This window comes from Paenalcaligenes sp. DL 463 (assembly GCF_057475185.1).
This window is the reverse complement of record NZ_JBYBKX010000001.1, coordinates 468,127-490,418: the sequence shown is the minus strand read 5'-3', so window position 1 is coordinate 490,418 and position 22,292 is coordinate 468,127. Positions and strand designations below refer to the sequence as shown.

22 protein-coding genes are annotated in these 22,292 nt (G+C 50.2%); 8 read left to right on the top strand and 14 right to left on the bottom strand.

Annotated features, from left to right (window positions below):
* Nucleotides 1-32: 32 nt before the first annotated feature.
* Both panB and acnA read right to left on the bottom strand, forming a co-directional pair.
* Nucleotides 33-857, bottom strand: coding sequence for a 3-methyl-2-oxobutanoate hydroxymethyltransferase (gene panB, locus AC2UZI_RS02270; protein WP_486942206.1), 825 nt, complete (start codon nt 855-857; stop codon nt 33-35).
* A gap of 275 nt (nt 858-1,132) precedes the next feature.
* A complete protein-coding gene (gene acnA, locus AC2UZI_RS02265) occupies nt 1,133-3,883 on the bottom strand; it encodes an aconitate hydratase AcnA (protein ID WP_486942205.1) in 2,751 nt (916 codons plus the stop codon).
* Between the two features lie 265 nt (nt 3,884-4,148).
* Here acnA and AC2UZI_RS02260 point away from each other — a divergent pair, with 265 nt between their 5' ends.
* Nucleotides 4,149-5,702 (top strand): sensor domain-containing diguanylate cyclase, encoded by a 1,554-nt coding sequence (locus AC2UZI_RS02260; protein ID WP_486942204.1) that lies wholly within the window; start codon nt 4,149-4,151, stop codon nt 5,700-5,702.
* Nucleotides 5,703-5,733: 31 nt separating this feature from the next.
* On the opposite strand, the gene AC2UZI_RS02255 is transcribed toward AC2UZI_RS02260, so the two are convergent.
* Nucleotides 5,734-6,216: a MarR family winged helix-turn-helix transcriptional regulator gene (locus tag AC2UZI_RS02255; RefSeq protein WP_486942203.1), complete on the bottom strand. Its 483-nt coding sequence runs from the start codon at nt 6,214-6,216 to the stop codon at nt 5,734-5,736.
* A gap of 258 nt (nt 6,217-6,474) precedes the next feature.
* Between AC2UZI_RS02255 and AC2UZI_RS02250 the strand changes: the two genes are divergently transcribed.
* The 3 genes from AC2UZI_RS02250 (at nt 6,475) to AC2UZI_RS02240 (ending at nt 8,883) form a co-directional block, all read left to right on the top strand.
* Nucleotides 6,475-7,242, top strand: a complete 768-nt coding sequence (locus AC2UZI_RS02250; RefSeq protein WP_486942202.1) for a glycosyltransferase family 2 protein — start codon at nt 6,475-6,477, stop codon at nt 7,240-7,242.
* Nucleotides 7,243-7,244: 2 nt separating this feature from the next.
* Complete coding sequence (locus tag AC2UZI_RS02245; protein ID WP_486942201.1) at nt 7,245-8,066, top strand: glycosyltransferase family 2 protein; 822 nt, start codon at nt 7,245-7,247, stop codon at nt 8,064-8,066.
* A gap of 130 nt (nt 8,067-8,196) precedes the next feature.
* Complete coding sequence (locus AC2UZI_RS02240; RefSeq protein WP_486942200.1) at nt 8,197-8,883, top strand: DUF4142 domain-containing protein; 687 nt, start codon at nt 8,197-8,199, stop codon at nt 8,881-8,883.
* A gap of 67 nt (nt 8,884-8,950) precedes the next feature.
* Here AC2UZI_RS02240 and AC2UZI_RS02235 read toward each other — a convergent pair whose 3' ends face one another.
* The 3 genes from AC2UZI_RS02235 to AC2UZI_RS02225 all read right to left on the bottom strand — a co-directional run bounded on the left by AC2UZI_RS02235 (nt 8,951) and on the right by AC2UZI_RS02225 (nt 11,002).
* On the bottom strand, nt 8,951-9,172 hold the full coding sequence (locus AC2UZI_RS02235; protein WP_486942199.1) for a YgdI/YgdR family lipoprotein: 222 nt from the start codon (nt 9,170-9,172) through the stop codon (nt 8,951-8,953).
* A 112-nt stretch (nt 9,173-9,284) separates the two neighbouring features.
* Nucleotides 9,285-9,710, bottom strand: coding sequence for a RidA family protein (locus AC2UZI_RS02230; protein ID WP_486942198.1), 426 nt, complete (start codon nt 9,708-9,710; stop codon nt 9,285-9,287).
* A 38-nt stretch (nt 9,711-9,748) separates the two neighbouring features.
* Complete coding sequence (locus tag AC2UZI_RS02225; protein WP_486942197.1) at nt 9,749-11,002, bottom strand: flavin-containing monooxygenase; 1,254 nt, start codon at nt 11,000-11,002, stop codon at nt 9,749-9,751.
* Nucleotides 11,003-11,187: 185 nt separating this feature from the next.
* Between AC2UZI_RS02225 and AC2UZI_RS02220 the strand changes: the two genes are divergently transcribed.
* Nucleotides 11,188-12,159 carry a LysR family transcriptional regulator gene (locus tag AC2UZI_RS02220; RefSeq protein ID WP_486942196.1) on the top strand — a complete coding sequence of 324 codons (972 nt, stop codon included), beginning with the start codon at nt 11,188-11,190 and terminating at the stop codon, nt 12,157-12,159.
* On the opposite strand, the gene AC2UZI_RS02215 is transcribed toward AC2UZI_RS02220, so the two are convergent.
* The 4 genes from AC2UZI_RS02215 to AC2UZI_RS02200 are packed head-to-tail and all read right to left on the bottom strand — an operon-like array spanning nt 12,154 to nt 15,740.
* The gene (locus tag AC2UZI_RS02215) at nt 12,154-12,855 is read right to left on the bottom strand and encodes an ABC transporter ATP-binding protein (protein WP_486942195.1); all 702 of its coding nucleotides are present in this window, start codon (nt 12,853-12,855) and stop codon (nt 12,154-12,156) included. The genes AC2UZI_RS02220 and AC2UZI_RS02215 overlap by 6 nt on opposite strands.
* On the bottom strand, nt 12,848-13,633 hold the full coding sequence (locus AC2UZI_RS02210; protein ID WP_486942194.1) for an ABC transporter ATP-binding protein: 786 nt from the start codon (nt 13,631-13,633) through the stop codon (nt 12,848-12,850). Before AC2UZI_RS02210 ends, AC2UZI_RS02215 begins: the two co-directional genes overlap by 8 nt.
* A gap of 2 nt (nt 13,634-13,635) precedes the next feature.
* Nucleotides 13,636-14,820: a branched-chain amino acid ABC transporter permease gene (locus tag AC2UZI_RS02205; RefSeq protein ID WP_486942193.1), complete on the bottom strand. Its 1,185-nt coding sequence runs from the start codon at nt 14,818-14,820 to the stop codon at nt 13,636-13,638.
* An 11-nt stretch (nt 14,821-14,831) separates the two neighbouring features.
* The gene (locus AC2UZI_RS02200) at nt 14,832-15,740 is read right to left on the bottom strand and encodes a branched-chain amino acid ABC transporter permease (protein ID WP_486942192.1); all 909 of its coding nucleotides are present in this window, start codon (nt 15,738-15,740) and stop codon (nt 14,832-14,834) included.
* 169 nt (nt 15,741-15,909) lie between these two features.
* On the opposite strand from AC2UZI_RS02200, the gene AC2UZI_RS02195 reads away from it, so the two are divergent.
* The 3 genes from AC2UZI_RS02195 (at nt 15,910) to argE (ending at nt 19,087) form a co-directional block, all read left to right on the top strand.
* Nucleotides 15,910-16,566: a DUF1028 domain-containing protein gene (locus AC2UZI_RS02195; RefSeq protein WP_486942191.1), complete on the top strand. Its 657-nt coding sequence runs from the start codon at nt 15,910-15,912 to the stop codon at nt 16,564-16,566.
* Between the two features lie 111 nt (nt 16,567-16,677).
* Nucleotides 16,678-17,826 (top strand): branched-chain amino acid ABC transporter substrate-binding protein, encoded by a 1,149-nt coding sequence (locus AC2UZI_RS02190; protein ID WP_486942190.1) that lies wholly within the window; start codon nt 16,678-16,680, stop codon nt 17,824-17,826.
* 94 nt (nt 17,827-17,920) lie between these two features.
* A complete protein-coding gene (gene argE / locus AC2UZI_RS02185) occupies nt 17,921-19,087 on the top strand; it encodes an acetylornithine deacetylase (protein WP_486942189.1) in 1,167 nt (388 codons plus the stop codon).
* Nucleotides 19,088-19,092: 5 nt separating this feature from the next.
* Here the strand turns inward: argE and phnP are convergent, their stop codons facing one another.
* The 4 genes from phnP to phnL are packed head-to-tail and all read right to left on the bottom strand — an operon-like array spanning nt 19,093 to nt 22,286.
* Nucleotides 19,093-19,860: a phosphonate metabolism protein PhnP gene (gene phnP, locus AC2UZI_RS02180; RefSeq protein WP_486942188.1), complete on the bottom strand. Its 768-nt coding sequence runs from the start codon at nt 19,858-19,860 to the stop codon at nt 19,093-19,095.
* Nucleotides 19,860-20,471 (bottom strand): phosphonate metabolism protein/1,5-bisphosphokinase (PRPP-forming) PhnN, encoded by a 612-nt coding sequence (gene phnN / locus AC2UZI_RS02175; RefSeq protein WP_486942187.1) that lies wholly within the window; start codon nt 20,469-20,471, stop codon nt 19,860-19,862. Before phnN ends, phnP begins: the two co-directional genes overlap by 1 nt.
* Nucleotides 20,444-21,592 (bottom strand): alpha-D-ribose 1-methylphosphonate 5-triphosphate diphosphatase, encoded by a 1,149-nt coding sequence (locus AC2UZI_RS02170; RefSeq protein WP_486942186.1) that lies wholly within the window; start codon nt 21,590-21,592, stop codon nt 20,444-20,446. Before AC2UZI_RS02170 ends, phnN begins: the two co-directional genes overlap by 28 nt.
* The gene (phnL, locus tag AC2UZI_RS02165; protein ID WP_486942185.1) at nt 21,582-22,286 is read right to left on the bottom strand and encodes a phosphonate C-P lyase system protein PhnL; all 705 of its coding nucleotides are present in this window, start codon (nt 22,284-22,286) and stop codon (nt 21,582-21,584) included. The genes AC2UZI_RS02170 and phnL overlap by 11 nt, the downstream gene beginning before the upstream one ends.
* Nucleotides 22,287-22,292 lie beyond the last annotated feature (6 nt).

Here is a 22,292-nt window from a genome sequence, read left to right as displayed (position 1 = left end):
ACACCTTGACACGCTTAGGTTGAAACGACGACCTAGCGTTTCTTCACCCCAAAACACTGATCCAATGTGGGGAAGCTACCGTCACGCACAGACGAGGCGTAATCAGAAGCAGCTTCGCGTATAAGCGCACCCACATCGGCAAAGGGTTTGGCAAACTTGGGGATACGTCCTTCGCCTAAGCCCAGAATATCTTCGGTTACAAGCACTTGTCCATCACATTCTGGTGAGGCTCCTATACCAATTGTAGGAATCGCTAGATCTTGTGTGATGCGACGCGCCAATGGCTCGGCAATGCCTTCTAAGACCACGGCAAACGCCCCAGCCTCTTGTTGCGCGATAGCGTCGTTGTAGATGCGTTCGGCGGTGGCATCGTTCATACCCTGCGCCTTAAACCCACCCATAGTATTCACGTACTGGGGCATCAAGCCGACGTGTGCCAACACGGGTATGCCGCGATCGACTAAAAAGCGAGTCGTTTCCGCGAGAGCCTCGCCCCCTTCAAGTTTCACTGCCGAGGCCCCACTGGTGGCCAATAGATAAGCAGCGTTTTTAAAAGCCAGCTGAGGAGACTCTTGAAAAGAACCAAAAGGCATATCAACTACGATGCAAGCGTTAGCCGTAGAGCGCACCACTGCTTTAGCATGAGCCGCCAACTGCTCTACCGTAATGCTCAAGGTATTATCCATGGCGTAGCCCACCATCGCGGTGGAGTCTCCGACCAAAATAAAATCCATGTAGGGGTCTAGCTGACGTGCAATAGGCGCAATATAAGCGGTTAGCGAGACAATCTTTTTCTCGCCTTTATATGCCATTAGCTCGGGGACAGTGCGTCGCTTAATCTCACTGTGCACACTCATACTAAAACTCCTTTTTTACGAGACAAACTCATCTGAATAATAGGTATTTTTGGATCATCAATATAGCGCTGGGTGAACACACGGTCACGCCGCATCAAGGGCACCATAGCACCAAAGTCACCCAAAACGAAAGCACTAGCGCTACCAGCTAGACACAACCACCACGCGTGCATGTCTGGTCCAGATTCATCGCTTTTTCATAACTGACCATGGCGCATAAAAAATTGGCCAAGCAGACGATGACTTGGCCAATTTCAACATCAGTACCTTTAACCTTATAGCAAATTACGTAATACGTATTGCATGATACCGCCGTGGCGGTAATATTCGGCTTCGGATGGGGTGTCGATACGCACAATCGCGTTAAAGCTGATGTCTCCCGCTGTCACCTTAACCGTGGCCGGAATATTGCCACTATTTAGCAAGGTAATGCCGCTAATGGTAAAGGTTTCATCACCGAGCAAGCCCAATGACTGCGCGTTCTCACCTTCGGGAAACTGTAAAGGCAATACCCCCATTCCCAGCAAGTTCGAACGATGAATACGTTCAAACGATTCGGCAATCACCGCCTTAACCCCCAGCAACACGGTTCCCTTCGCAGCCCAATCGCGTGATGAACCCGAACCATACTCTTTACCCGCCAAAATAACCAAGGGAATATTGGCAGCTAAATACTGCCTTGAGGCCTCGTAAATGGTCGTAACGGGGGCCCCGGGAGAGCTCAAGTCGCGGGTGTAACCCCCTTCTGTGCCCGGAGCCAATTGATTCCGCAGTCGTACGTTAGCAAAGGTACCCCGAATCATCACTTCGTGGTTACCTCGACGCGAACCATAAGAGTTGAAGTCAGCAGGCCTGACACCATGATCGGATAAGTACATGGCGGCGGGCGTCATGGCCACAATCGTGCCTGCGGGACTGATATGGTCGGTTGTGACGGAGTCGCCCAGCTTCGCTAACACCCGCGCACCATGGATATCTTGCACCGGAGAAGGCTCGCGCTGCATCCCTTCAAAGTAAGGCGGGTTGCGTACATACGTAGACTCGGGCGCCCACACAAAATGCTTACTATCGGGGGTGGGCAAATTACGCCAGCGTTCGTCGCCAGCAAAGACATCCTCGTAGCCCTGCTGATACATACTGGCCGCAATCGAGGCATCAACAACGCTTTGAATCTCTTCAGTGCTTGGCCAAATGTCTTTCAAATAAACCGGATTACCCTTGGCATCATGCGCGATAACATCCGTACTTAAATCGATGTTCATCGTGCCTGCGATGGCATAAGCCACCACCAACGGAGGAGACATCAGGTAATTCATTTTCACTTCGGGGTGAATACGACCCTCAAAGTTACGGTTACCAGACAGCACCGAGGCCACCGTTAAATTCTTTTCGCTAATCGCGGCACTGACTTCAGGAATTAGCGGGCCAGAGTTACCAATACACGTTGTGCACCCATAACCGACCAAGTTAAAGCCAAGCGCATCTAAATAGACATCAAGCCCAGAGCGTTCGTAATAGTCAGTCACCACACGCGAGCCCGGAGCCAAACTGGTTTTCACCCAAGGCTTACGTGTAACACCAAGTTCGTGAGCTTTTTTGGCGACCAAACCGGCCGCCACCATCACACTTGGGTTTGAGGTGTTCGTACACGACGTAATGGCCGCAATGACCACCGCGCCATCGCTGATCGACACGCTTTCGCCTGTGGGCATGGCTAGCTTCACGCTACGGTCCTCTGCCGCATGCGCATCGGTAGAAGGCACGTCAGAAGCCGGAAACGACTCTTTTAAAGCTTCATCGTAGTCGGCTTCACCGTGAGCTTTGAGGTAATCAGCCAGTTCAGCCTGAAACGCAGACTGTGCTGAACTCAATGCAATGCGATCTTGCGGGCGCTTGGGCCCAGCGATGGATGGCACAACCGTAGATAGATCTAACTCTAAGCGCTCGGAGTAACGCGGCTCGTGGGTGGGATCATGCCAAAGCCCTTGTTCTTTAGCGTAGTGCTCAACCAAAGCCACTTGCTCTGCGCTACGCCCCGTTAGCCTCATGTAATCCAGCGTGACGTCGTCAATCGGGAACATGGAAACGGTAGAACCATATTCGGGGCTCATGTTACCGATGGTGGCGCGGTTGGCTAAGGGCACCGCACTAATACCCGGCCCATAAAACTCAACGAATTTTCCGACAACGCCATGTTTACGTAGCATTTCAGTGATGGTCAACACCAAGTCGGTTGCCGTTACCCCTTCGGATAAGGCCCGAGACAACTTAAAGCCCACGACACGGGGGATTAACATCGAAATGGGCTGGCCCAGCATGGCTGCCTCGGCTTCAATCCCGCCGACACCCCACGCCACCACGCCTAAACCATTCACCATGGGAGTGTGCGAGTCCGTGCCCACACAGGTATCGGGATAGGCTTCACGAACCCCATCCGTGTCATTGGTGAATACCACACGTGATAAATGCTCTAGGTTGACCTGATGCACAATACCGGTGCCGGGGGGCACAACCTTAAAGTTGTTAAAGGCCCCTTGCCCCCAACGCAAAAATTCGTAACGCTCGATATTACGTTGGTACTCAATTTCCACGTTACGCATAAACGATTGATTGTGCGCAAAATCATCGACAATGACAGAGTGGTCAATCACCAGCTCTACTGGCACCAGCGGATTAATTTTTTCAGGATTACCCCCCAACGCCGACATCGCTTCACGCATAGCGGCTAAGTCGACCACCGCCGGCACACCGGTAAAGTCTTGCAGCACCACACGCGCCGGACTGAACGCAATTTCGCGATTAGGGTTAGCGCTAGGATCCCAAGACGCAAGGGCCTTAATATCTTCAGCGCTAACATCCACCCCATTTTCCGTACGCAACAGGTTCTCAAGTAGAATTTTTAAGCCATACGGCAGTGTGTGCACATCCAGCTCAGGCCCTTTAACAGCGTCAAGCCTGTAAATTTGATACGACTGGTCGTTCACCTGTAAATTTGCACGCGCGCCAAAACTATTCACGTTACTCATTCCACTTTCTCCCATTGTCGAGACGCCCGAAAAGGCCACCCCGTTACGATAACGGATTACTCAATTGCCGTTGAGTAATATCTGCCTCTTTATAGTACACGCCTCCGGTATTTAATCGATCTTTAGCTAGCTCATTAATGCGCTTAATTTATTCCTGACATTTCTTTATACACAGAAAATCCTATTGGTTTTATGATGATACTAGCTTAGGTATACAGCTTCGTTATTAGTCTTAGCTTTTCTCTTACTACTCTGTCTATGCAAAATGTTTAAGGTTGATTTACGGCGTCTGATACTACTGTTAACGATTCTCACATCGTTATTTACCCTTTGGCACACCTTTTGGGGTAACCATCAGGCGCAACGTTCATTACTGCTGCAACATAGCTTAGAAAGCAATCACGCTTACGCGAAAAAACTAGCACAAAGTACCAACCGTTTTTTAGAGTCGCTACAGCACCAAGTGGCCTACAGCGCCGCCATTATTCAACGCAACATCCACGATCACGATACGCTTCAGTCTGAAGTCATTCGCCTTCAAGAGCAAAGCCATAGTTTTAATTCCGTTGTGGTTGCCAGCCACAACGCCTTAGGCTTAGCCACTGCGCCTGTAAGCTTAGGATTACAAGGGCGACTGATATATAGCGAAGGCGCGCGCCAAGCCCTACTGTTTAAGCGCCCACTCATTAGCCAGCCTTATGTCAGTAACACTGGGCGTCTTATGCTATTTATCTCGCACCCTCTTTTTGATGAGGACGGGGACTATTTAGGTTTTTTAGGTGGTTCTATTTATTTACGAGCCGACAACAGCCTTAATGCCTTATTAGGAGAGCATTTCAATCAGGACGGCTCTGAGGTCTACGTTCTGGATCAAAGTGGACAGATCATTTACCACCAGAACCGTACGCTTATCGGCGAGACCCTTAGTGAAGACAATCCAATTATGGATGCAACGCTGCCCACCTCCGGGGCTCAACAACTCGTGACGCCCTTGGGCGACGATGTACTGCTAGGTTATGCCTCTGTGGACACGCTTAACTGGAAGGTCATTGCCCAACGCCCGACACAAGTCGCACTTAGCAAGCTGAACATCCTACTGCGACAGAACATTCTTTCTGCACTGCCTTTCTTGCTGCTGTTAATTATTGCGCTGTGGTACTTAACCAAGCTAATCGCCACCCCCTTACACCAACTCGCAAAAGTGGCCTCTGACTGGGACACCGAAGACGTAGGCCGACGTATCCAACAAATTAACTCCTGGTATTTCGAGGCTTCGCAAATTCAAAAGGGGATGCTTGTTGGTTTGGGACTGCTGAACAAAAAACTAACGGTGCTAGACGAAGAACGCTTAACCGACCCACTCACCTCGCTGCGCAATCGACGAAGCATGCTACTAACGGCAAGCTCATGGATGGAGCAAAACCGTCAATTCGTACTCATCACCTGTGATATCGACGATTTTAAATACGTTAATGACAACTACGGTCACGCCATGGGCGACGAAGTACTGGTGTTTTTAGCCCAACGCCTTCAAGCCTTATCCCGCCCCAATGACGAAGTTTGTCGCATCGGTGGCGAAGAGTTTTTATTGATGCTGCCTTCTCTTAATCTAGAAAATGGAGCACGTATTGCTGAGCGTTTACGCGCAGACATTGCCAACACGCCCTCTCCCATGGGCAAAGCCATCACAATATCTATTGGGGTATCGCAATGGAATAGTGCTCAAGAAAGCTTTGATAGCACACTGATGGCGGCCGATAAGGCGCTGTATCGTGCCAAAAATCAAGGCGGCAATCGCGTTGAAGTGGCGTACCCTTAATTGTTGCACCGGTACATGGCTTGTTCAGGTGTTAATTTCCGTCCAAATCCGAACTGTTCATTTTCTTGAGTAGATACACAATCGCCACTTGCTCTGCAGGATTAAGCTTACCCAACGAAATTCGGCTAATTTCTTGTGCCTTCGGAATCGTGGTGGCCAATAACGATACGCCATCCGGCGTTAGCTCTGCAATCACCTTTCGACGATCAAGCTGCCCTGAAGAAAGCGTGATCAGCCCTCGCGCTTTTAATCGATTAATAATGCCTCGTATGGTCGCCTGATCAATTGCGGTGGCCTCAACCAGCTCGGCTTGCGAGCTGGGGCCTCGATCACTTAGCACGCACAAGGTCACGAACTGTATTGCCGTCAACTGCTCATCGCCCACATTCTGTTGAAAGATAGCGGTATGGCGTTGCACAGCTTTACGTAATAAATGACCAATCTGCTCGGTCACATCGTAAGACTGAAGCAGCTCGGTTAGCTCGGCTTGCGTTTCTTCGTTATTTTTTGACATACTCGGACGGGTTTAAACTGAGGTAAATAGCAGCGCTAAAGCTTATTTTAGCCGATGCGTTTGCTCGCTAATATAGTGCTCTTCACCTAGTCCAGAAGAAAGGGCAACGCGTGATACCACGATCAAACCACGCTTAACCTAGGGAAGTCCCCTGCTTTATGTCGTTCACTCACCTTCAGATTCACCATGGCTGGGCAAAGGTAATAGGCCCACACACTGATATAATCTTCACTACTTTGACCACCTTTTTGCGATGAAATGAAGGATATCTACACACACATCACCCCAGTCATCATCGTAAAAAACGGTGCTGCTTATATTGAACGTACACTTCGCTCGCTTGCCAATTTTCAACAGGTCGTGGTGTATGACAATGGGTCCACAGACGACACCCTTGAGCGTCTCGCGTCCTATCAAAATGTCCACGTAGTCCAAGGCCCCTTTCTTGGCTTCGGGCCGACCAAGAACGCAGCAGCTGGTCATGCCAGTACCGATTGGGTGCTTTCTCTGGATATCGATGAAAGCCTTTCCACATCACTACTAGACGCCCTACAAAGCTGGTCGTTCGATGACCCACACAGAGTGGGTGAAGTGCTAAGAAACAATTACTTCTGCGGCAAGCACATACGCACCAATGGGTGGGGAAATGATTGGCTGTGTCGTCTCTATAATCGTCAACAACACCGCTTCACCGACAGCGCCGTTCACGAAAAAATTCAACTGCATGAGACCAGCCACGTCACGCGTTTACAAGGCAGCATCGAGCATCAAGCCGTAACCGATGTCGCACAAATGCTGAACAAGGCTCAACACTACTCTGAACTCTATGCCGAGTCTGACCGCGCTCGCTTGTACTCATTTCCAGTTGTTATTTTAAAAAGCGCGTTCGGATTCGTACGATCCTATCTTTTAAAAGGCGGCGTTTTGTCAGGAACTCGTGGCTTTATCATTGCCTACGGTGAAGCCATAGGCGTATTTTTCAAGTACACCAAGGTATATCAACGCAAGCGCTTCCCTACTAAATAACTATGAAAGTCAGCTTAATTATCAGCACCTATAACTGGCCCGCCGCCTTAGAGGCTTCGCTAATGACGGCTTGCCGTCAAAAAGATCATGTGAATTACGAAATTATCGTAGCGGATGACGGGTCCACAGAGGACACGGCTCAAACCATTCAACGGGTGGAACAAGCAACGGGGAAAAAAATTCTACATGCTTGGCACTCCGATACCGGTTTTCGCTTAGCAATGATCCGCAACCGAGCCGTAGCAAAAGCCACTGGGGATTATTTGATTTTTGTCGATGGAGACTGTCTTTTGCCACCTCGCTTCATCGCAGATCATGTGTGGCTAGCGCAAAAAGGGCATTTTGTAGCGGGCTCTAGGGTGCAATTAGCACCCACTCTTACCGCTAAGCTATTAGAAGACCCTAAAAATGTGCCAGACTTCACCCGAAGAGCCTTAATAAGGCTCTGGATGCAGCGCCATATTCGGCGCATACATCCCATTATTAAGTGGCCACTTCAATCTTTTAGATATCGAAGACCGGAGCGTTGGCAAGGGGCCGTAGGATGCAATATCGCCGTATGGCGATCGGATTACGAACAAGTGAACGGCTTCGATAATGATTTCATTGGCTGGGGAAGAGAGGACAGCGAGTTCATTATGCGTTTGATCTTCAATAACGTTACACGCAAAGACGGAAAGCTAGGCTCTTACATCTTGCATCTTTACCATAAAAAGGGAAGTGGAGTCGCTGCCCCTGACAACGAATCAAAGTTTCAGAGCACCATCAAACAGAAAATTCTTGCTGCTAAATCCGGCGTTCGAGAAATTTCACATCTTGAATGAAATAACCTACCGGTAAGCGATTCCCTCCTAAACACGACTTCGTTAACAGTTCGCCTCGCGCCAGCAGGTACAAAACTTGCTGGTACAGATTAACGCCTATCGGCGTGTCTGTTAATTTCGAGGAGTTGTTATGAAAACCTTACGCATCACTACCGTATGTGCAGCCATTTTTACACTCGCTAGCTTCGGTTCGTATGCTCAGACCTCCCCGCCTAGCCAACCGCTAAGTCCGGGAGAGCAAGAAACCGCCAACACACCCCCCGATACTCGACAAACACCACCCGCTGGTCCCAATTCCAGTCAAGTGCAGCCCACCGGCCCAGAGGCTCACCAAATGACGCCCAATGCCCCTACCCCAGGTCAGGAATCTATGCTGAACTCAGACGATCATAAATTCATGGAAAATGCCCTTCAAAGTAGCCATGCTGAAATTGAAGGCAGCGAACTCGCTCTTGAGAAAACAGAGAATGCCGATGTGCAGCAATTTGCACAGATGATGATCGATGACCATCGAAAAATGCTCGACGAAGCGATGAAGCTAGCAACTGATAAAGGAATGACTCCGCCGGACGGCCCGTCCATCATGCAAACCACTGAAATCACCGCTTTAAAAGCCCTAACGGGTAATGCGTTTGACACCATGTATGTGAATCGCATTGGGGTGGCTGCGCATGAATCTGCCATTGAGCTTTTTGAAGAGGCAGAAAAGACGGCTGAAGACCCAGAGGTGAAAGCCTTAATAAGCAAAACGCTACCTAAGCTGCGCGAGCATTTACAGATGGCGCAAGCGCTAGATGAGAAACAAGACAGGGAGTAAGCATACAAAACGAGCGCATTTCTGCGCTCGTTTTTACTAGCCTACTAACGGCGGTGCATGAATCGACTTACTTAACCTCTTCGATTCGTCGCACCTCGTTCTTATTCACCTGCACCTCTTTACCGTCTTTCTCGTAGGTAACAAAATCATCGTTATCGTTCACTTCAGGCTTATCCGGAGACGTTACCGTTTGCCCATCAACGGTCGTAATCTCAGTAGGGGTAGAGCAACCTACCAATAACCCACCTACCGTTAGCATTCCCGCAAACACAGATGTTCTTAAACGCATGTCTTGCTCCTTCTATTGAATGACGTATTCAGAGTAGCAAGACCTTTGCCTTAAAACTGTAATGAGACGTTCTATTTATTGCGCTAACGTAAACGATAAAAAGGACAAGCTTTTAGCTTTGTATTCTGTCTCGGGGAATCACTGCCGTCACATCAATCTCAACCAACCATTCCGGACGGGCTAGCCCTGACACAACCAAGCCTGTGGATACCGGATACACCCCTTTAAGCCAGCGGCCTACCACGTTGTACACCGTTTCTCGGTAGCGGATATCGGTTAAATAGATAACGATTTTACAAATATCGCCTAATTCGCTGCCTGACTCTTCAAGCAACATGGCGACGTTTTGCATGGCCTTTTCCGTTTGTGCCGCTACGTCACCGATGCCCACTGATTCACGTGTATCGAGGTCTTGTCCGATCTGACCGCGCACGAAAACCATGTTATCAGCGACCACAGCCTGACACAGGTCGTTATCCAGATTTTGTTCGGGGTAGGTCTCTTTAGTATTAAAAGGGCGGATACGTTTATGCACCATTCTTATCACCTTCACAAATCATGATTAATAAATCAGCGTTATTCATTGGCCGCTTTGTAGCTGGCGTACTTATTGATCGTGGCAATGTGATCAGCAATGAACTTAGCATCGTGCCAAACGCCCCAGATAAAGGATGAGCCACGGCGTGAAAGCCAAGGTAATCCCACAAAATACACGCCCGACTCTTTAGCGATGCCACGTTGATGCACAGGCTTGCCGTTTTCATCAAAGGTGTCGACCTGTAGCCAACGATAATCCAGTGCAAAACCGGTAGCCCAGATGATGGTCTTAATGCCCGCCTGCGCTAAATCTAGCTCGAGTATGGGGTTCTTTACGCAGTCCGGTGCCTCGGGTAAAACTCGAGCCTCGGGCTCTTCGGGTAAGGACAAGCCATTCGCTTCAATGTATTCGTCGGCCGCATCCAGTAGCGCTAAGTAGTTTTGGTCTCCATTAGCGATGTTTTCTGCTAGGTTTTCCTCAAACTGTACCCTGTCACCTTCAAAGGATCGCGTCGTACCGACCAGCTTGATGCCTTCATTACCCAAGCGCCGGAAGTCGATAGTGTGCCCGCCGCGTGCGCCACTTACCGCAATGGTGACGTGTTCCATACCCGGCTTGGCACTTTGTTCGTCCCATTCACCCAGCACACCCAACCACCAGCAAAAGTCGCGATTACGATAACTGCGAGGAGGACGATTATGAGGCCCTACAGACAAATAAACTTGTCTGCCCGCGCGCCGTAACTCGTCCGCAATTTGTACGCCTGACGAGCCCGCCCCCACAATAAGTACCGCCCCTTCAGCCAACTGATCGGGGTTGCGATACTGTGCGGAATGCATTTGCGTGTAGCCGTCCGACACGGGTGCGATGGGCGGTATCACGGGGCGCTGAAACGGACCGGTGGCCGCCACCACGTGTAAGGCTTCAATCGTTCCTTCGGAGGTTTCCACGGTAAAGCCAGGGCGACCTTGATTACGTCTTACGCTTTGTACTTCCACGCCTGTGCGCATCGGCACGTTAAATTTCTCTACATACGACTCAAAATAACGAGCGACATCTTCCTTGTGGATAAAAGCATCAGGCGCTTCACCCTCAAACTCTAAACCCGGAAAACGATCGTGCCATGCCGGACCGTTACACACCATCGAATCCCAACGCTCGGTGCGCCAGCGCTCGGCGATGCGGTGACGCTCTAAAACCAGATGCGAGATGCCCTGATTCGTCAGGTGTTCGCTTACCGCAATACCAGCTTGGCCACCACCCACAACAAGGGTATCTACTTTTTCTATCATCTCCACTCATCCTACAAAGCGTTATTGATGTTGTAGAGCAACTAACACCACGTGAGTGATTAGCCGTCTCTGTTTTTGATGCTTAACCACCATTATCGACATGGCCAGTTATTTGTAAAACATTGTTTTTATTCATATTGCATAATACAATCCTATGCAACACACACGGTAAACTTGCTGGCACTATGAAAATCACCCAACTACGTTATTCCCTGCGTCAACTACGCTATTTTGTTGCGGCAGCGGAAACCTTATCCTTTACAGCGGCGGCTAAACTGCTGCACGTATCGCAACCCTCGGTATCCACCGCCTTATCCGATATTGAAGAAACCTTTGGGGTACAACTATTCATACGCCACCATGCACAAGGGTTATCGTTAACGCAGGCCGGACATAGTTTATTGCGCGACGCACGAATGTTATTGCGCCATGCCGAAGCCTTACAAAGTGAAGCGATGGAGCTCGGTGACAAACTAAGCGGCCGTATTGCCTTTGGTTGTTTAGTGTCCTTAGCCCCCCAAGCCATACCGCGCTTGCGCCGTCAGTTTCTGAATGCCTATCCCGATATTCAGCTCGACATTGTGGAAGCCGATCAGGAAATATTGTTTAACCGCTTATTCGATGGTTCACTGGAAATCGCCTTAAGTTACGACTTACAGGTACCGCCGGAAATCGAATTCACGCCACTGGCCACCTTGCCGCCTTTTGCCATCCTTCCGGTTGATCATCCATTGGTCGGTAAAGCAGACCTTAGCTTGTCAGATTTGGCTAAGTATCCCCACGTACTACTCGATTTACCGCTCAGCCGCGAATACTTCTTATCGCTATTCAGTAACGAAAAGCTCACCCCAAACATTGCCTACCGCTCAAGCTCTGCTGAAGTCATGCGTGGCATTGTGGCCAATGGCGGTGGGGTCGGTCTGTTGAACTTCCCCTTAGGAAACTTACAAGCGTTAGACGGTCAACCCTTTACCGTCCAACGCCTGAGCGACAAACACCAAGCCCTTTCCTTAGGCTTAATGCGTATACAACAGCCACAAGAACGTCGTGTGATTCAACACTTCACTGAGTTTTGCCAAGAACACATCCCTGCTTTGGCTTCTTGGAATCGAGTGCTAGACACGAAAGCCAAAGCAGCGTCTTCCAAAAAATCATGAAAAATAGGTTTCTCGCGCCACGTCATTTTTTCGTAACTCTTCCGCGCTGCCTTCCACAGCTACTTGGCCTTTAAGCAAGAAGTAGGCGCGATCAGCAATCGCCAGCGCTTTTTGCGCATTCTGCTCGATCAATAAAATAGTCGTTCCCGTTTGGCGGGCTTGATTGGTGGTCTCGAAATACTCATCGATGAGCTTAGGAGAAAGGCCTAATGACGGTTCATCCATGATGATAAGAGCGGGCTTGGCAATCAGTGCTCTCGCTAATGCCACCATCGCCTGCTCGCCTCCTGACAAGGTACCTGCTGGCTGTGTTAAGCGCTCTTTAATACGCGGAAATAATACGCACATGGCGTCAAGGTCATCGCCGAAATTATCGCGCCCGCCTACAGCTCGCCAACCCAGTAGTAGATTCTCTCTGACCGTTAACGAACCAAATAAACGGCGCCCTTCAGGCACGACGCCCACCCCTAAGCGGGCCACCCTTTCAGCGCCCACTTTCATCACATCTTCGCCCAGCAATTTCACCGTGCCCTTGGTGGGTTTGATCAATCCAGATAGGGTTCTGAAGGTGGTCGTTTTACCGGCCCCGTTCGGACCCAGCAAGCAGACCAACTCACCCTTTTTCACCGTCATGTTCACATTGCGTAGCATGGGAACGCCGTCATAAGCTGTGTCCACTCCTATTAGCTCAAGCATGAGACCCTCCTAAATACGCTTCCTGTACGCGCTCTACTGCACATACTTCTTGAAAAGTGCCTTCAGCGATTTTGACGCCGTAATCTAATACCATGACGCGCTCAGGCAAGGCCGCTACCATTTGCATATCGTGCTCGATAATAATCAGCGCCAAATCGGGTTGATCTTGTTGCAGACGACGTATGTCCTGAACTAAGGCATAGGTTTCTTTTTCGTCCATGCCAGCTGAGGGTTCATCCAACAAGATTAGCTTTGGTTTGGCCGCTAGCGCCCGTGCTATCTCAAGGCGTCTACGGTCGGCCTGAGCTAAATCACTGGCCGCTTTATAGCGCTGTTCGTAAAGCTCCGTGCTAACCGCTTGCAACAGCTTGCCTGCTTCTTCTGCCGCTTCATCCATCTCGCGCTGTACACGCCTAGGCCGGAAGAAGGCGTCTAACACGCCGCTTTTACCCTGCGTGTGCATCCCAATAATCACATTATCCAGCACCGACAGATCACTAAATAAGCGACTGTTCTGAAAGGTTCTAGCAATACCTTTTGCCACGATATCGTGCGGCGCAAGCTTCGTTAAGTCTGCTCCATCAAAGATTAATGATCCGCTCGTAGGCCGATAAATGCCGGTGATCATATTCAAGATGGTGGACTTGCCCGCCCCATTTGGGCCAATTAAGCACAGGACGTCCCCTTTGTTAACTTCAAGTGATACGTCATTCGTAGCAACCAGACCACCGAACTTCATCACCATATTGCGACACTGTAAAACAGGAGTGTGTGTCATTGCTATCCTCCGTGCTTACGTAATTGTTTAGGGAATAAGCCTTGAGGGCGCATAATCAACATGCCAATCACAATGGTGCCGTACAGCAACAATCGATAATCAGAGAACATACGGAATTTTTCAGGCAAGATGGTTAATAACAATGTGCCAGCCACTACCCCAAATATGTTGTCCATGCCGCCTACAATCACCATGGTCATAATGGTGACCGATACCAAGAAGGTGAAGTTATCTGGCGAGATGTAACTAACATAGAAGGCGTAAACGGTTCCAGCAAAAGCCGATAAGAAGGCATCTACCATGAAGGCCAACACTTTATAACGGGTCACATTAATGCCCGAACAACGTGCAGCCAGCTCATCGTTACGCAGCGCATTCCACGCTAACCCCACTCGCGAATTATGTAGGCGAGCCGCCGACACAATCGACAACACCACCAGTAAACCCGCTAAGTAATACCAGTTAGCCTGATTGGGTAACGTAATGCCGAACAACACGATGTCATCATCAAAGGAATGACCAAATAGGGTTGGAGCCGGCATCCCCCCTAACCCATTTGCCCCGCCCGTCCATTCAAAATTATTTAATAGTTGATGAATGATGATGCCGAACGCAATGGTCACTAAGGCCAAATACGATTCCCGCGTACGCATGCAAGGCACGCCCAACACAAAGCCAAAAAACGTGGCTACGGCGGCAGCGGCAATCAAACCGTACCAAAAGTTAATGCCAAAATGAATGGCCAATAACGCTGAAACATACGCACCAATGCCGTACGACGCCCCCGTGGCAAAGTTAGGAATATTGGCACTGCCCAACTGAAAGTTAAGCGCTAAGGCCAGAACAGAATAAAGCAGGCCAATAATTAACAAGTGCAAAACATAGGTGTCTTCGCCGACCGCGACGGGAAACAGCACCACGACAATGACCAGCCCTAGCATGGCAGTTCGAGGGAACGCCTTAAACGATTGCACGATCCGACGCTCAAGGCCAGGATTACGATTAGTCAGTACAAACAAAACGACCGGTATCGCGAACAGCGCGGTCAGTAAGGGCCAATCTTCTACTTTAAGAAAGGCGTAGAGCCACACGGCGGCGGCCAGTTGCAGACCCACAATTTCAGTAACGGCCCTGACCGGATTACGGCGAACCATTTCGGGGCTGTCGGCTGTCATCAAATTTTTCATGTTCAGGCTCCTTATACTTTCTCTACAACCGTTTTGCCCATCAGGCCTGCTGGTTTAAACACCAAGAACAAGATGACCACTAGGAAAGCAATCACCAGACGATAAGAAGACCCATCTGGAATAACAGCTTGCGCCAACGTTTCCACCGCTGCTAACAACAAGCCACCAAGAATGGCCCCTGGCACACTGCTCAACCCGCCGATCACTGCCGCCGAGAAGCCCATCAGGCCGACCATAACCCCAAAGTCAAAGCGTACCGCGCCGATATTGCTGGTATAGAGTAAGGCGGCCACACCACCGGTTAGCGCTGAAATAAAGAACGTGATACGGAAAATACGTGATGGCTTAATGCCCATCCAGCGTGCTGCATCAAAATCTTGCGTCACGGCACGTACCTCAATACCCAATGTCGTGCGATGCAAGAACAGCCAGATGCCCGCTAGTATGCCAATGGTTAACGCCACCTCAGCGACCAAGAGCCAACTGATTCCCACATTCCATGCATAGGTCGCAATTCCGCCTATGGGGAAAGAAAAACCGTGCGGGTTACTACCGCCGGGGAAAAGATGACGGATCAACTCACGCACCACAATTCCCAAAGCCACCGTTGTGACCAGCGCCATCAAAGGAGGTGAGTCCAGCAATGGACGGATCACGATCCGTTCAATGACGACGCCCAAAATCCCGGTTATCACTACCGCGATCAGAAACAGCAACGCCAACTGCACAGCCGACATCTCACCCGGCATCAACATCGCCAACGCCAGCACAAAAAAAGGTGCCGTCATGGAAATATCACCGTGTGAAAAATGGATCACGTCCAACACACCAAATAGCAGGCTAAAGCCCACCGCCAGTAATGCATAGACGCAACCTATCAGCAACCAGTTCACGGATTGTTGAATGATTATTTCCGTCATTTCAGTCCCGCCTCCTTGGCATTACCTCATTTGTAAAAGTAATGCACATCATAATTAAATACTATCCAAACTATTTATTAAGAATGTTTTATGTATGCAATAGTAGTATACTTAAATTACAAATTGCGGAAAAAAAGAAGCGATCAAGGGTAATCACGGAGAGAGATAGATGACTTATTCCATAGCTGGAAAATGTGAGAAGACGGGTGCTGTCGGCGCGGCCATTACCACCTCGAGTATTGCCGTCACAAGCCGCTGTGTTTGGGTGCGCTCGCATACTGGGGTTGTACTTAGCCAAAACATCACTGATCCGCGCTTGGGCCAACTGGGCTTAACGCTTTTACAACAAGGCTTCGGCGCTAACGCGGTGCTTAACCACTTACAAGCCGCCCGCCCCCATACCGAATGGCGTCAATTAGCGGTACTTGACACCGATGGCGATAGCGCGTGGTTTAGTGGGAAGGAGGCCTTAGGCATTCATGCGGGTGCGACAGGTAAAAACTGCGTGGCGGTGGGCAATTTGTTGGCCAACGACGAAGTCCCTCAAAAAATGATTGATAGCTTTGAGAAGAACCACGAACAACATTTGGCACAACGTCTTTTAACGGCTTTGCAGGCGGGTCTGGATGCCGGCGGCGAAAAAGACGATGAACACTCTGCGGGTTTGATCGTATATGGTTCAGACTCATGGCCGATTGTCGACTTGCGTGTGGACTGGGACGATAAGCCTATTACCAAACTGGCCGAAATCTGGCAGCGCTACGAGCCCCAGATGCCAGACTATCTATTACGCGCTAAGAACCCAAAAAGCGCACCGAGCTTCTAACCATGATCTGAACTCACCTACGGAGGAAAAGAAAGCTGAACAAAATAGTCTGATCAACGGGCTATTCCATGTACTACAAAAGGCTGTGAATAATTCATATAGGAGACAACCATGAAAAAAATGAATTTCTTAAACCGTATCACCGGTATTGCCGTCGTATGCTCAGCGCTATTTGCTACAAGTACAGCCGTCCATTCCGCGGAAACCATTAAGCTAGGCTTTTTAGGCCCACTTAGCGGAGGCAGCTCATACGAAGGTCAAGGGGCGCGTAACGGTTTCTTATTAGCCATTCAGCAAGCGAATGAATCTGGGGATTATCCCTATCAGGTCGAAGGGGTTGTATTGGATGACGCCTCTGACCCGACTGTTGGCGCATCAGCGGCACTAAAATTAGTAAATGATCGCCGTGTGGTCGCCGCCACCGGTCACTGGAACAGCCCAGTAGCGCTGGCAACCATTCCCATTTTCCATCGCAGCAAAATGCCTTTCATTGTTTGGGGCGCGATCAGTCCACGCATCACGGAAGCCGGCCACCCTGAAATCTCTCGTGTTGTGCCAACATCCGTTATTGAGAACGAGCCTTTGGCCCGATGGGCATTAAAAGAAAAAGGCTGGAAGCGTTTTGCCATCATTTCCGATACCAGTGACTACGGCACCAGTAATACCGCTGCATTCACCAATTACATCAAGGAATATGGCGGTGAAGTCACATCCACCGATGCGTCGCCTGTGGGCACCACCAACTTCCGTTCGGCGCTTTCCCGCCTTCGCTCTGATGAGCCTGATGCAGTTTACTTCGGTGGCGTGGTAACGGAAGCCGCGTTAGTACGCACTCAAATGACCGACTTAGGCATGCAAGATATTCCCATGCTGGGCATTTCGGGAATTTTTGATGACAAATTAGTCGAAATTACCAAGGAAAAGGGTGATGGCATCATCGCTAGCGTGCAAAAGGTAAAAGACAACCCTAACTTGAAGGCCTTTGACGACGCCTACGCTGCGGCAAACTTTGATCAAGCTGCGGGTACGTACGCTAAATACAGCTACGATGCGACCAACATCCTACTTGAAGTCATTAAGAAAGAAGGCATTAAAGATAAAGCGAAACTGGCCAAAGCCATTCGTGATATCCAATACGAAGGTGCCGTTGGCTTAACGCACTTCGATGAGAATGGGCAGACTCTGCTTGAAATCGATGCTGACCGTTACATCGTAAAAGATGGCCAATGGGAGCCATTAATCGACGACGCGAACTCGTAAACCCACTTATCTGCACCTAACGGCACAGGCTTCGCTCGTTTCTTAACGACAGCTTGTGCCGCTACTTTTTCCTGTATTGATACGAGAGCTTGTCATGACTACCTTAGAGCACACCGTTGAGCTACTGCGCAGTTTAGTCAGCTTTAATACCGTTAGCGCCAACTCGAACCTCGCCTTGATTCACTTTGTCGAGGATTACCTCAAAAAGCACGGGGTAGCATCCAGCCTGACCTTTGACGAGACAGGAAAAAAAGCCAACTTATACGCCACCATCGGTGATGCGAATCAATCGGGTATTTGCTTGTCGGGACATTCCGATGTAGTGCCGGTCACCGGCCAAAACTGGAGCGTTGACCCCTTCAATTTAAGCGAGCACGACGGCAAGCTGTATGGCCGCGGCACCGCAGACATGAAAGGCTACCTTGCTATCATGCTAGCGAATGTGCCTCTTTTTCTTCAGCACGCTGACAACATACCTTTTCATTTGGCGATTAGCTACGACGAAGAGGTCGGCTGTGTGGGTGTGCGTAAACTGATTGAAAAACTGGAGACCCAACCCGTAAAACCGCTGGCCTGCATTATTGGTGAACCCACCAGCATGCGTGTGGCGGTGGCCCACAAAGGGAAGCGGGCGTGGCGCTGCTCGGTAAAAGGGCACACGGGCCACTCGGCATTAACCCACCTTGGCGTGAATGCCGCTGAATATGGCGCCGAACTCGTGTCATTCTTACGCCAGCTTGCTCGACAGCGACGTGAGCAAGGGCCACACAACCACCAGTTCGAGCCCTCTTACACCACGCTGCATACGGGAAAATTCCAAAGCGGAACGGCCTTAAATATCATCCCAGAACTGGCCCAGATCGACTTCGAGTTACGCCACATTCCCGAAGACGATCCCGACACCATTTTCTCTGAAATTCAAACCTACGCGCAGACCACGCTGTTACCCGAGATGCACGAGGTTAATCACGACACTGATTTTCACTGGGAAACCATTGCCTCGTACCCTGCCTTAGAAGAAATCCCTGAAAGCGAAGCCTTGCGCCGCTTAGTCGCGGGCATTATTGGCTCAGAGCAAACCCAGACGCTTTCGTTCGGAACTGAGGGCGGCTTATTTCAACAAATTGGTATTCCAACCGTCGTGTGCGGACCCGGCTCGATGGCACAAGGCCATAAAGCGGATGAGTATGTGGAAATCGAACAACTTAAACAGTGTATCAATTTTATGCAACAACTGACCAAGGTAGCGGATCAGCTGTAACTGATCTAGCCATCAGGATGGAGCACCATTCCATCGGCCGCGATCACCACGTGTGAAGGCAATTGCGTTTGGTGCTCCATCAACCAAACATCCAGCTCGTGTCCAATATGCGTGAACACCAATTGCTCAATGGCCAAGCCCTCGCACATGGCTAGGGCACTGTTTACATCATTGTGATTACGCGGCGTTTGCGTAGCGGGCGGTTCCGAACAATCTACGATGCAATAACGTAGCGTTTTTTGCTGCAACCATTGATGCGTGCGCTCTGGCAACCCGACCGTATCCGTTAGGTAAGCCATGCATAACGAGCCTTGCTCTAAAACATAACCCATACAAAGCCTAGAGTGATTCAGCGGCACAGCCGTAACACGCACGCTACCGATTTGGCGAGACTCGAACTCGGTCCATGGTTGTGAGAAGTCGAGAATACCGGGGTGCTTATATAAGTCAGCAAACCCTTCTGGGTCGTTAGGCCCCCACACTGGAATCGTCATATTCACACCCCAGCGCAGATGCAACAAACCCTGCGCATGGTCGGCGTGATAATGCGTCTGCAAAATGCCCTTCAAAACAGGGGCGGGAAACAAGGTCGTTAAGTCAGTCTGTCCCCCATCAATCAGCCATTGCTGTCCGTCAATCTCAAGAGCAACACTACAGGGGCTACGTCGAAATCGAACATCGGCTTTAGCACGCTCGCAGGCCGCGCAATGACAGTTATAAACCGGCACCTGCGGCGCGTTTCCCGTTCCTAAAAACCGTAAGCTCACGCTCATTAGCGCTCCTCTTGCCCTGCCGTTAACGATGACAAATGTTGACGGAAACACGCAACCGCAGCTTCCAGCTCTTGCGAGTTATCCAGTACCCATAAGGGCGACTGAAGCAACGCTACCTTATGTCGTAGCGCCTGCTCTAAATAGGTATTCCGTTCAAGACGCAACTGTATGTCTTGGATGGACTCCCGCCCCCTTGCAATCAGCCGTTCGCGCAAAAGCGTGTCTTCCACTTTAACCAACACCAGCACAGCCGACGGATAACGCGCCAAAACTTGCGCCCAGTGCCCCCGAGAGCCATTTACCAGCACCGTTTTGCCTAAAGCCAAAAGCTGGTCTAACTCAGAACGGATCCCATAAGCCAAACCATTGGCGCGCCAGCTCAAGGCAAACTCACCTTGGGCCTCTTGCTGCTCAAAGTCATCAAGCGAGATGGACTCTGCATCTTCCGTGCCTGCAGAACAGACTCGGGTGATCACACGTTTCATAATAGCAAAGTCAGAAGATAGATCGGGAGCAAGCTCTCGCAAAATGCTGTCTTTGCCGCTTCCCGAAGGGCCGACGAGATAGACCAGTTTTCCTGTCATCAGAATACCCGATTTCCCTCGCGCCACACCTGACTCACCAGAAACTGATCAGCCACACTCTTCACATGAATTAAATCGGCTCGTAAGCCCTCTTTAATTTGACCTCGATCATGCAAATTAACCGACTGAGCAGGGGCCAAACTGACGGTTGCCACCGCTTTGGGTAAGGCATAGCCCTCGTCCATATCCGTCAGGCCTTTGACCGCACGCAACAAGCTAGAAGGGTAATAGTCACTGGATAAAATATCCAACACGCCCCGACGAGCCAAATCGGCCGCGGCAATGTTTCCCGAGTGCGAGCCACCTCGCACAATATTGGGTGCCCCCATCAGCACTTTTAATCCGCGCTCATGGCTACCCACTGCCGCCACTTCCGTGGTTGGAAACTCGGCAATACTCATGCCAAAGCCCGCCGACTCTTCCACATGGTCCAGTGTGGCATCGTCATGACTAGCAAGCGCAATATCTCGTTGCTGACAAAAGGCGACGATTTCCTTACGGAACACATCGCTGTACTTTTGCCCATTGGTTTTTTGCTTAACGATGAAGGCTTCCATTTGCTCATCGCTTAAGTGATATTTGCCTTGATAGTACTCACGGTACTTTTCGTATTTCACAAATTGACGCTGCCCGGGCGTGTGATCCATCACTGACACTAAACGCAATGAAGGATGTTCCGTCGCAAGGTTTTTAAAGGTATCAAGCGTTAACTCATGACTGACCTCACAGCGCAAGTGCAAATAATGATCCGCTCGCAATGCCTGACTGTTACTGGCCTGCTCAATGGCCTGAATCATACGGGGCAACTGTTTCAAGCGGGTTTGCTTAGGATCCACATCGCCAATCGACAGGGCATCAAACACCGTGGTGATCCCTGAGCTAACCAACTGAGCATCGTGAGCGACCACCGCAGGCATAGAAGGCCAATCCACGCCGGGGCGCGGGTTCATATAGCGTTCTAAGTTATCGGTGTGCAACTCAATGAAGCCGGGCATTATATAGTCGCCACCCAAATCCACTGCATTCGGAACCGACGTCAGCCCCGCGCTAATCGAACGAATCACACCGTCTTCAATTACCACGGTTCCATGTACCACCTCATCGGCGAGCACCAATTTGGCATTGCTATAAACCTGTTCACGCGACATGACTTAACTCCACTGTCGATAACTCGATGCAGCGATCCATCACCGCATCACGAGCCACCACATCATGAAAAATACCGATAATGGCCGAGCCTTCTTGCTTGGCCTCGTTGATGAGTTCGAGCACAACCTGACGGTTTGCAGCATCCAAAGACGCCGTTGGCTCATCCAGAAGCAGAATGGGCCAACCCACCACAAAGCCACGCGCGATGTTCACTCGTTGTTGCTCACCCCCAGAGAAGGTTCCCGGCGCCAAGCCCCACAACCGTTGCGGGATACCTAAGCGAGTCAACAATTCCTCAGCCCGCTCTTGCGCCTGTGCTTTGCTCCACCCTCGCAGCAAGGCAGGCTCCATCACCACGTCCAAGCACGACACACGGGGGATAACGCGCAAGAACTGACTCACATACCCAATCACGTCTTTACGTATGGCCATAATGGTGCGTGGCAACGCGCCCACCATCTCGATGTATTCCCCGTTCTGGAGAACCCGAATACTGCCGGCACCCGCCAAGTAGTTGGCATATAAAGTACGCATCAACGTGGACTTACCCGCACCCGACTGGCCGTGCAAAATCACACACTCTCCGGCAGCCACCTCAAAATTGATGTGTTCCAGTACGTTCAGCACGACTCCTTGCTGCTGATGCAAGGTAAAGCTTTTATGCAGATTCTTAACCTCAATCATGTTATGCATGATCTC

Excerpts from the sequence above, each read along its gene's own strand:
- AC2UZI_RS02230 (WP_486942198.1), bottom strand. The coding sequence starts at position 9,710 with ATGGTGCATAAACGTATCCGCCCTTTTAATACTAAAGAGACCTACCCC.
- AC2UZI_RS02205 (WP_486942193.1), bottom strand. The coding sequence starts at position 14,820 with ATGAAAAATTTGATGACAGCCGACAGCCCCGAAATGGTTCGCCGTAAT.
- phnP (WP_486942188.1), bottom strand. The coding sequence starts at position 19,860 with ATGAGCGTGAGCTTACGGTTTTTAGGAACGGGAAACGCGCCGCAGGTG.
- AC2UZI_RS02220 (WP_486942196.1), top strand. The coding sequence starts at position 11,188 with ATGAAAATCACCCAACTACGTTATTCCCTGCGTCAACTACGCTATTTT.
- AC2UZI_RS02170 (WP_486942186.1), bottom strand. The coding sequence starts at position 21,592 with ATGTCGCGTGAACAGGTTTATAGCAATGCCAAATTGGTGCTCGCCGAT.
- AC2UZI_RS02225 (WP_486942197.1), bottom strand. The coding sequence starts at position 11,002 with ATGATAGAAAAAGTAGATACCCTTGTTGTGGGTGGTGGCCAAGCTGGT.
- AC2UZI_RS02200 (WP_486942192.1), bottom strand. The coding sequence starts at position 15,740 with ATGACGGAAATAATCATTCAACAATCCGTGAACTGGTTGCTGATAGGT.
- AC2UZI_RS02195 (WP_486942191.1), top strand. The coding sequence starts at position 15,910 with ATGACTTATTCCATAGCTGGAAAATGTGAGAAGACGGGTGCTGTCGGC.
- AC2UZI_RS02250 (WP_486942202.1), top strand. The coding sequence starts at position 6,475 with ATGAAGGATATCTACACACACATCACCCCAGTCATCATCGTAAAAAAC.
- AC2UZI_RS02190 (WP_486942190.1), top strand. The coding sequence starts at position 16,678 with ATGAAAAAAATGAATTTCTTAAACCGTATCACCGGTATTGCCGTCGTA.
- AC2UZI_RS02240 (WP_486942200.1), top strand. The coding sequence starts at position 8,197 with ATGAAAACCTTACGCATCACTACCGTATGTGCAGCCATTTTTACACTC.
- AC2UZI_RS02210 (WP_486942194.1), bottom strand. The coding sequence starts at position 13,633 with ATGACACACACTCCTGTTTTACAGTGTCGCAATATGGTGATGAAGTTC.
- phnL (WP_486942185.1), bottom strand. The coding sequence starts at position 22,286 with ATGCATAACATGATTGAGGTTAAGAATCTGCATAAAAGCTTTACCTTG.
- acnA (WP_486942205.1), bottom strand. The coding sequence starts at position 3,883 with ATGAGTAACGTGAATAGTTTTGGCGCGCGTGCAAATTTACAGGTGAAC.
- AC2UZI_RS02215 (WP_486942195.1), bottom strand. The coding sequence starts at position 12,855 with ATGCTTGAGCTAATAGGAGTGGACACAGCTTATGACGGCGTTCCCATG.
- AC2UZI_RS02255 (WP_486942203.1), bottom strand. The coding sequence starts at position 6,216 with ATGTCAAAAAATAACGAAGAAACGCAAGCCGAGCTAACCGAGCTGCTT.
- AC2UZI_RS02235 (WP_486942199.1), bottom strand. The coding sequence starts at position 9,172 with ATGCGTTTAAGAACATCTGTGTTTGCGGGAATGCTAACGGTAGGTGGG.
- AC2UZI_RS02260 (WP_486942204.1), top strand. The coding sequence starts at position 4,149 with ATGTTTAAGGTTGATTTACGGCGTCTGATACTACTGTTAACGATTCTC.
- argE (WP_486942189.1), top strand. The coding sequence starts at position 17,921 with ATGACTACCTTAGAGCACACCGTTGAGCTACTGCGCAGTTTAGTCAGC.
- AC2UZI_RS02245 (WP_486942201.1), top strand. The coding sequence starts at position 7,245 with ATGAAAGTCAGCTTAATTATCAGCACCTATAACTGGCCCGCCGCCTTA.
- panB (WP_486942206.1), bottom strand. The coding sequence starts at position 857 with ATGAGTGTGCACAGTGAGATTAAGCGACGCACTGTCCCCGAGCTAATG.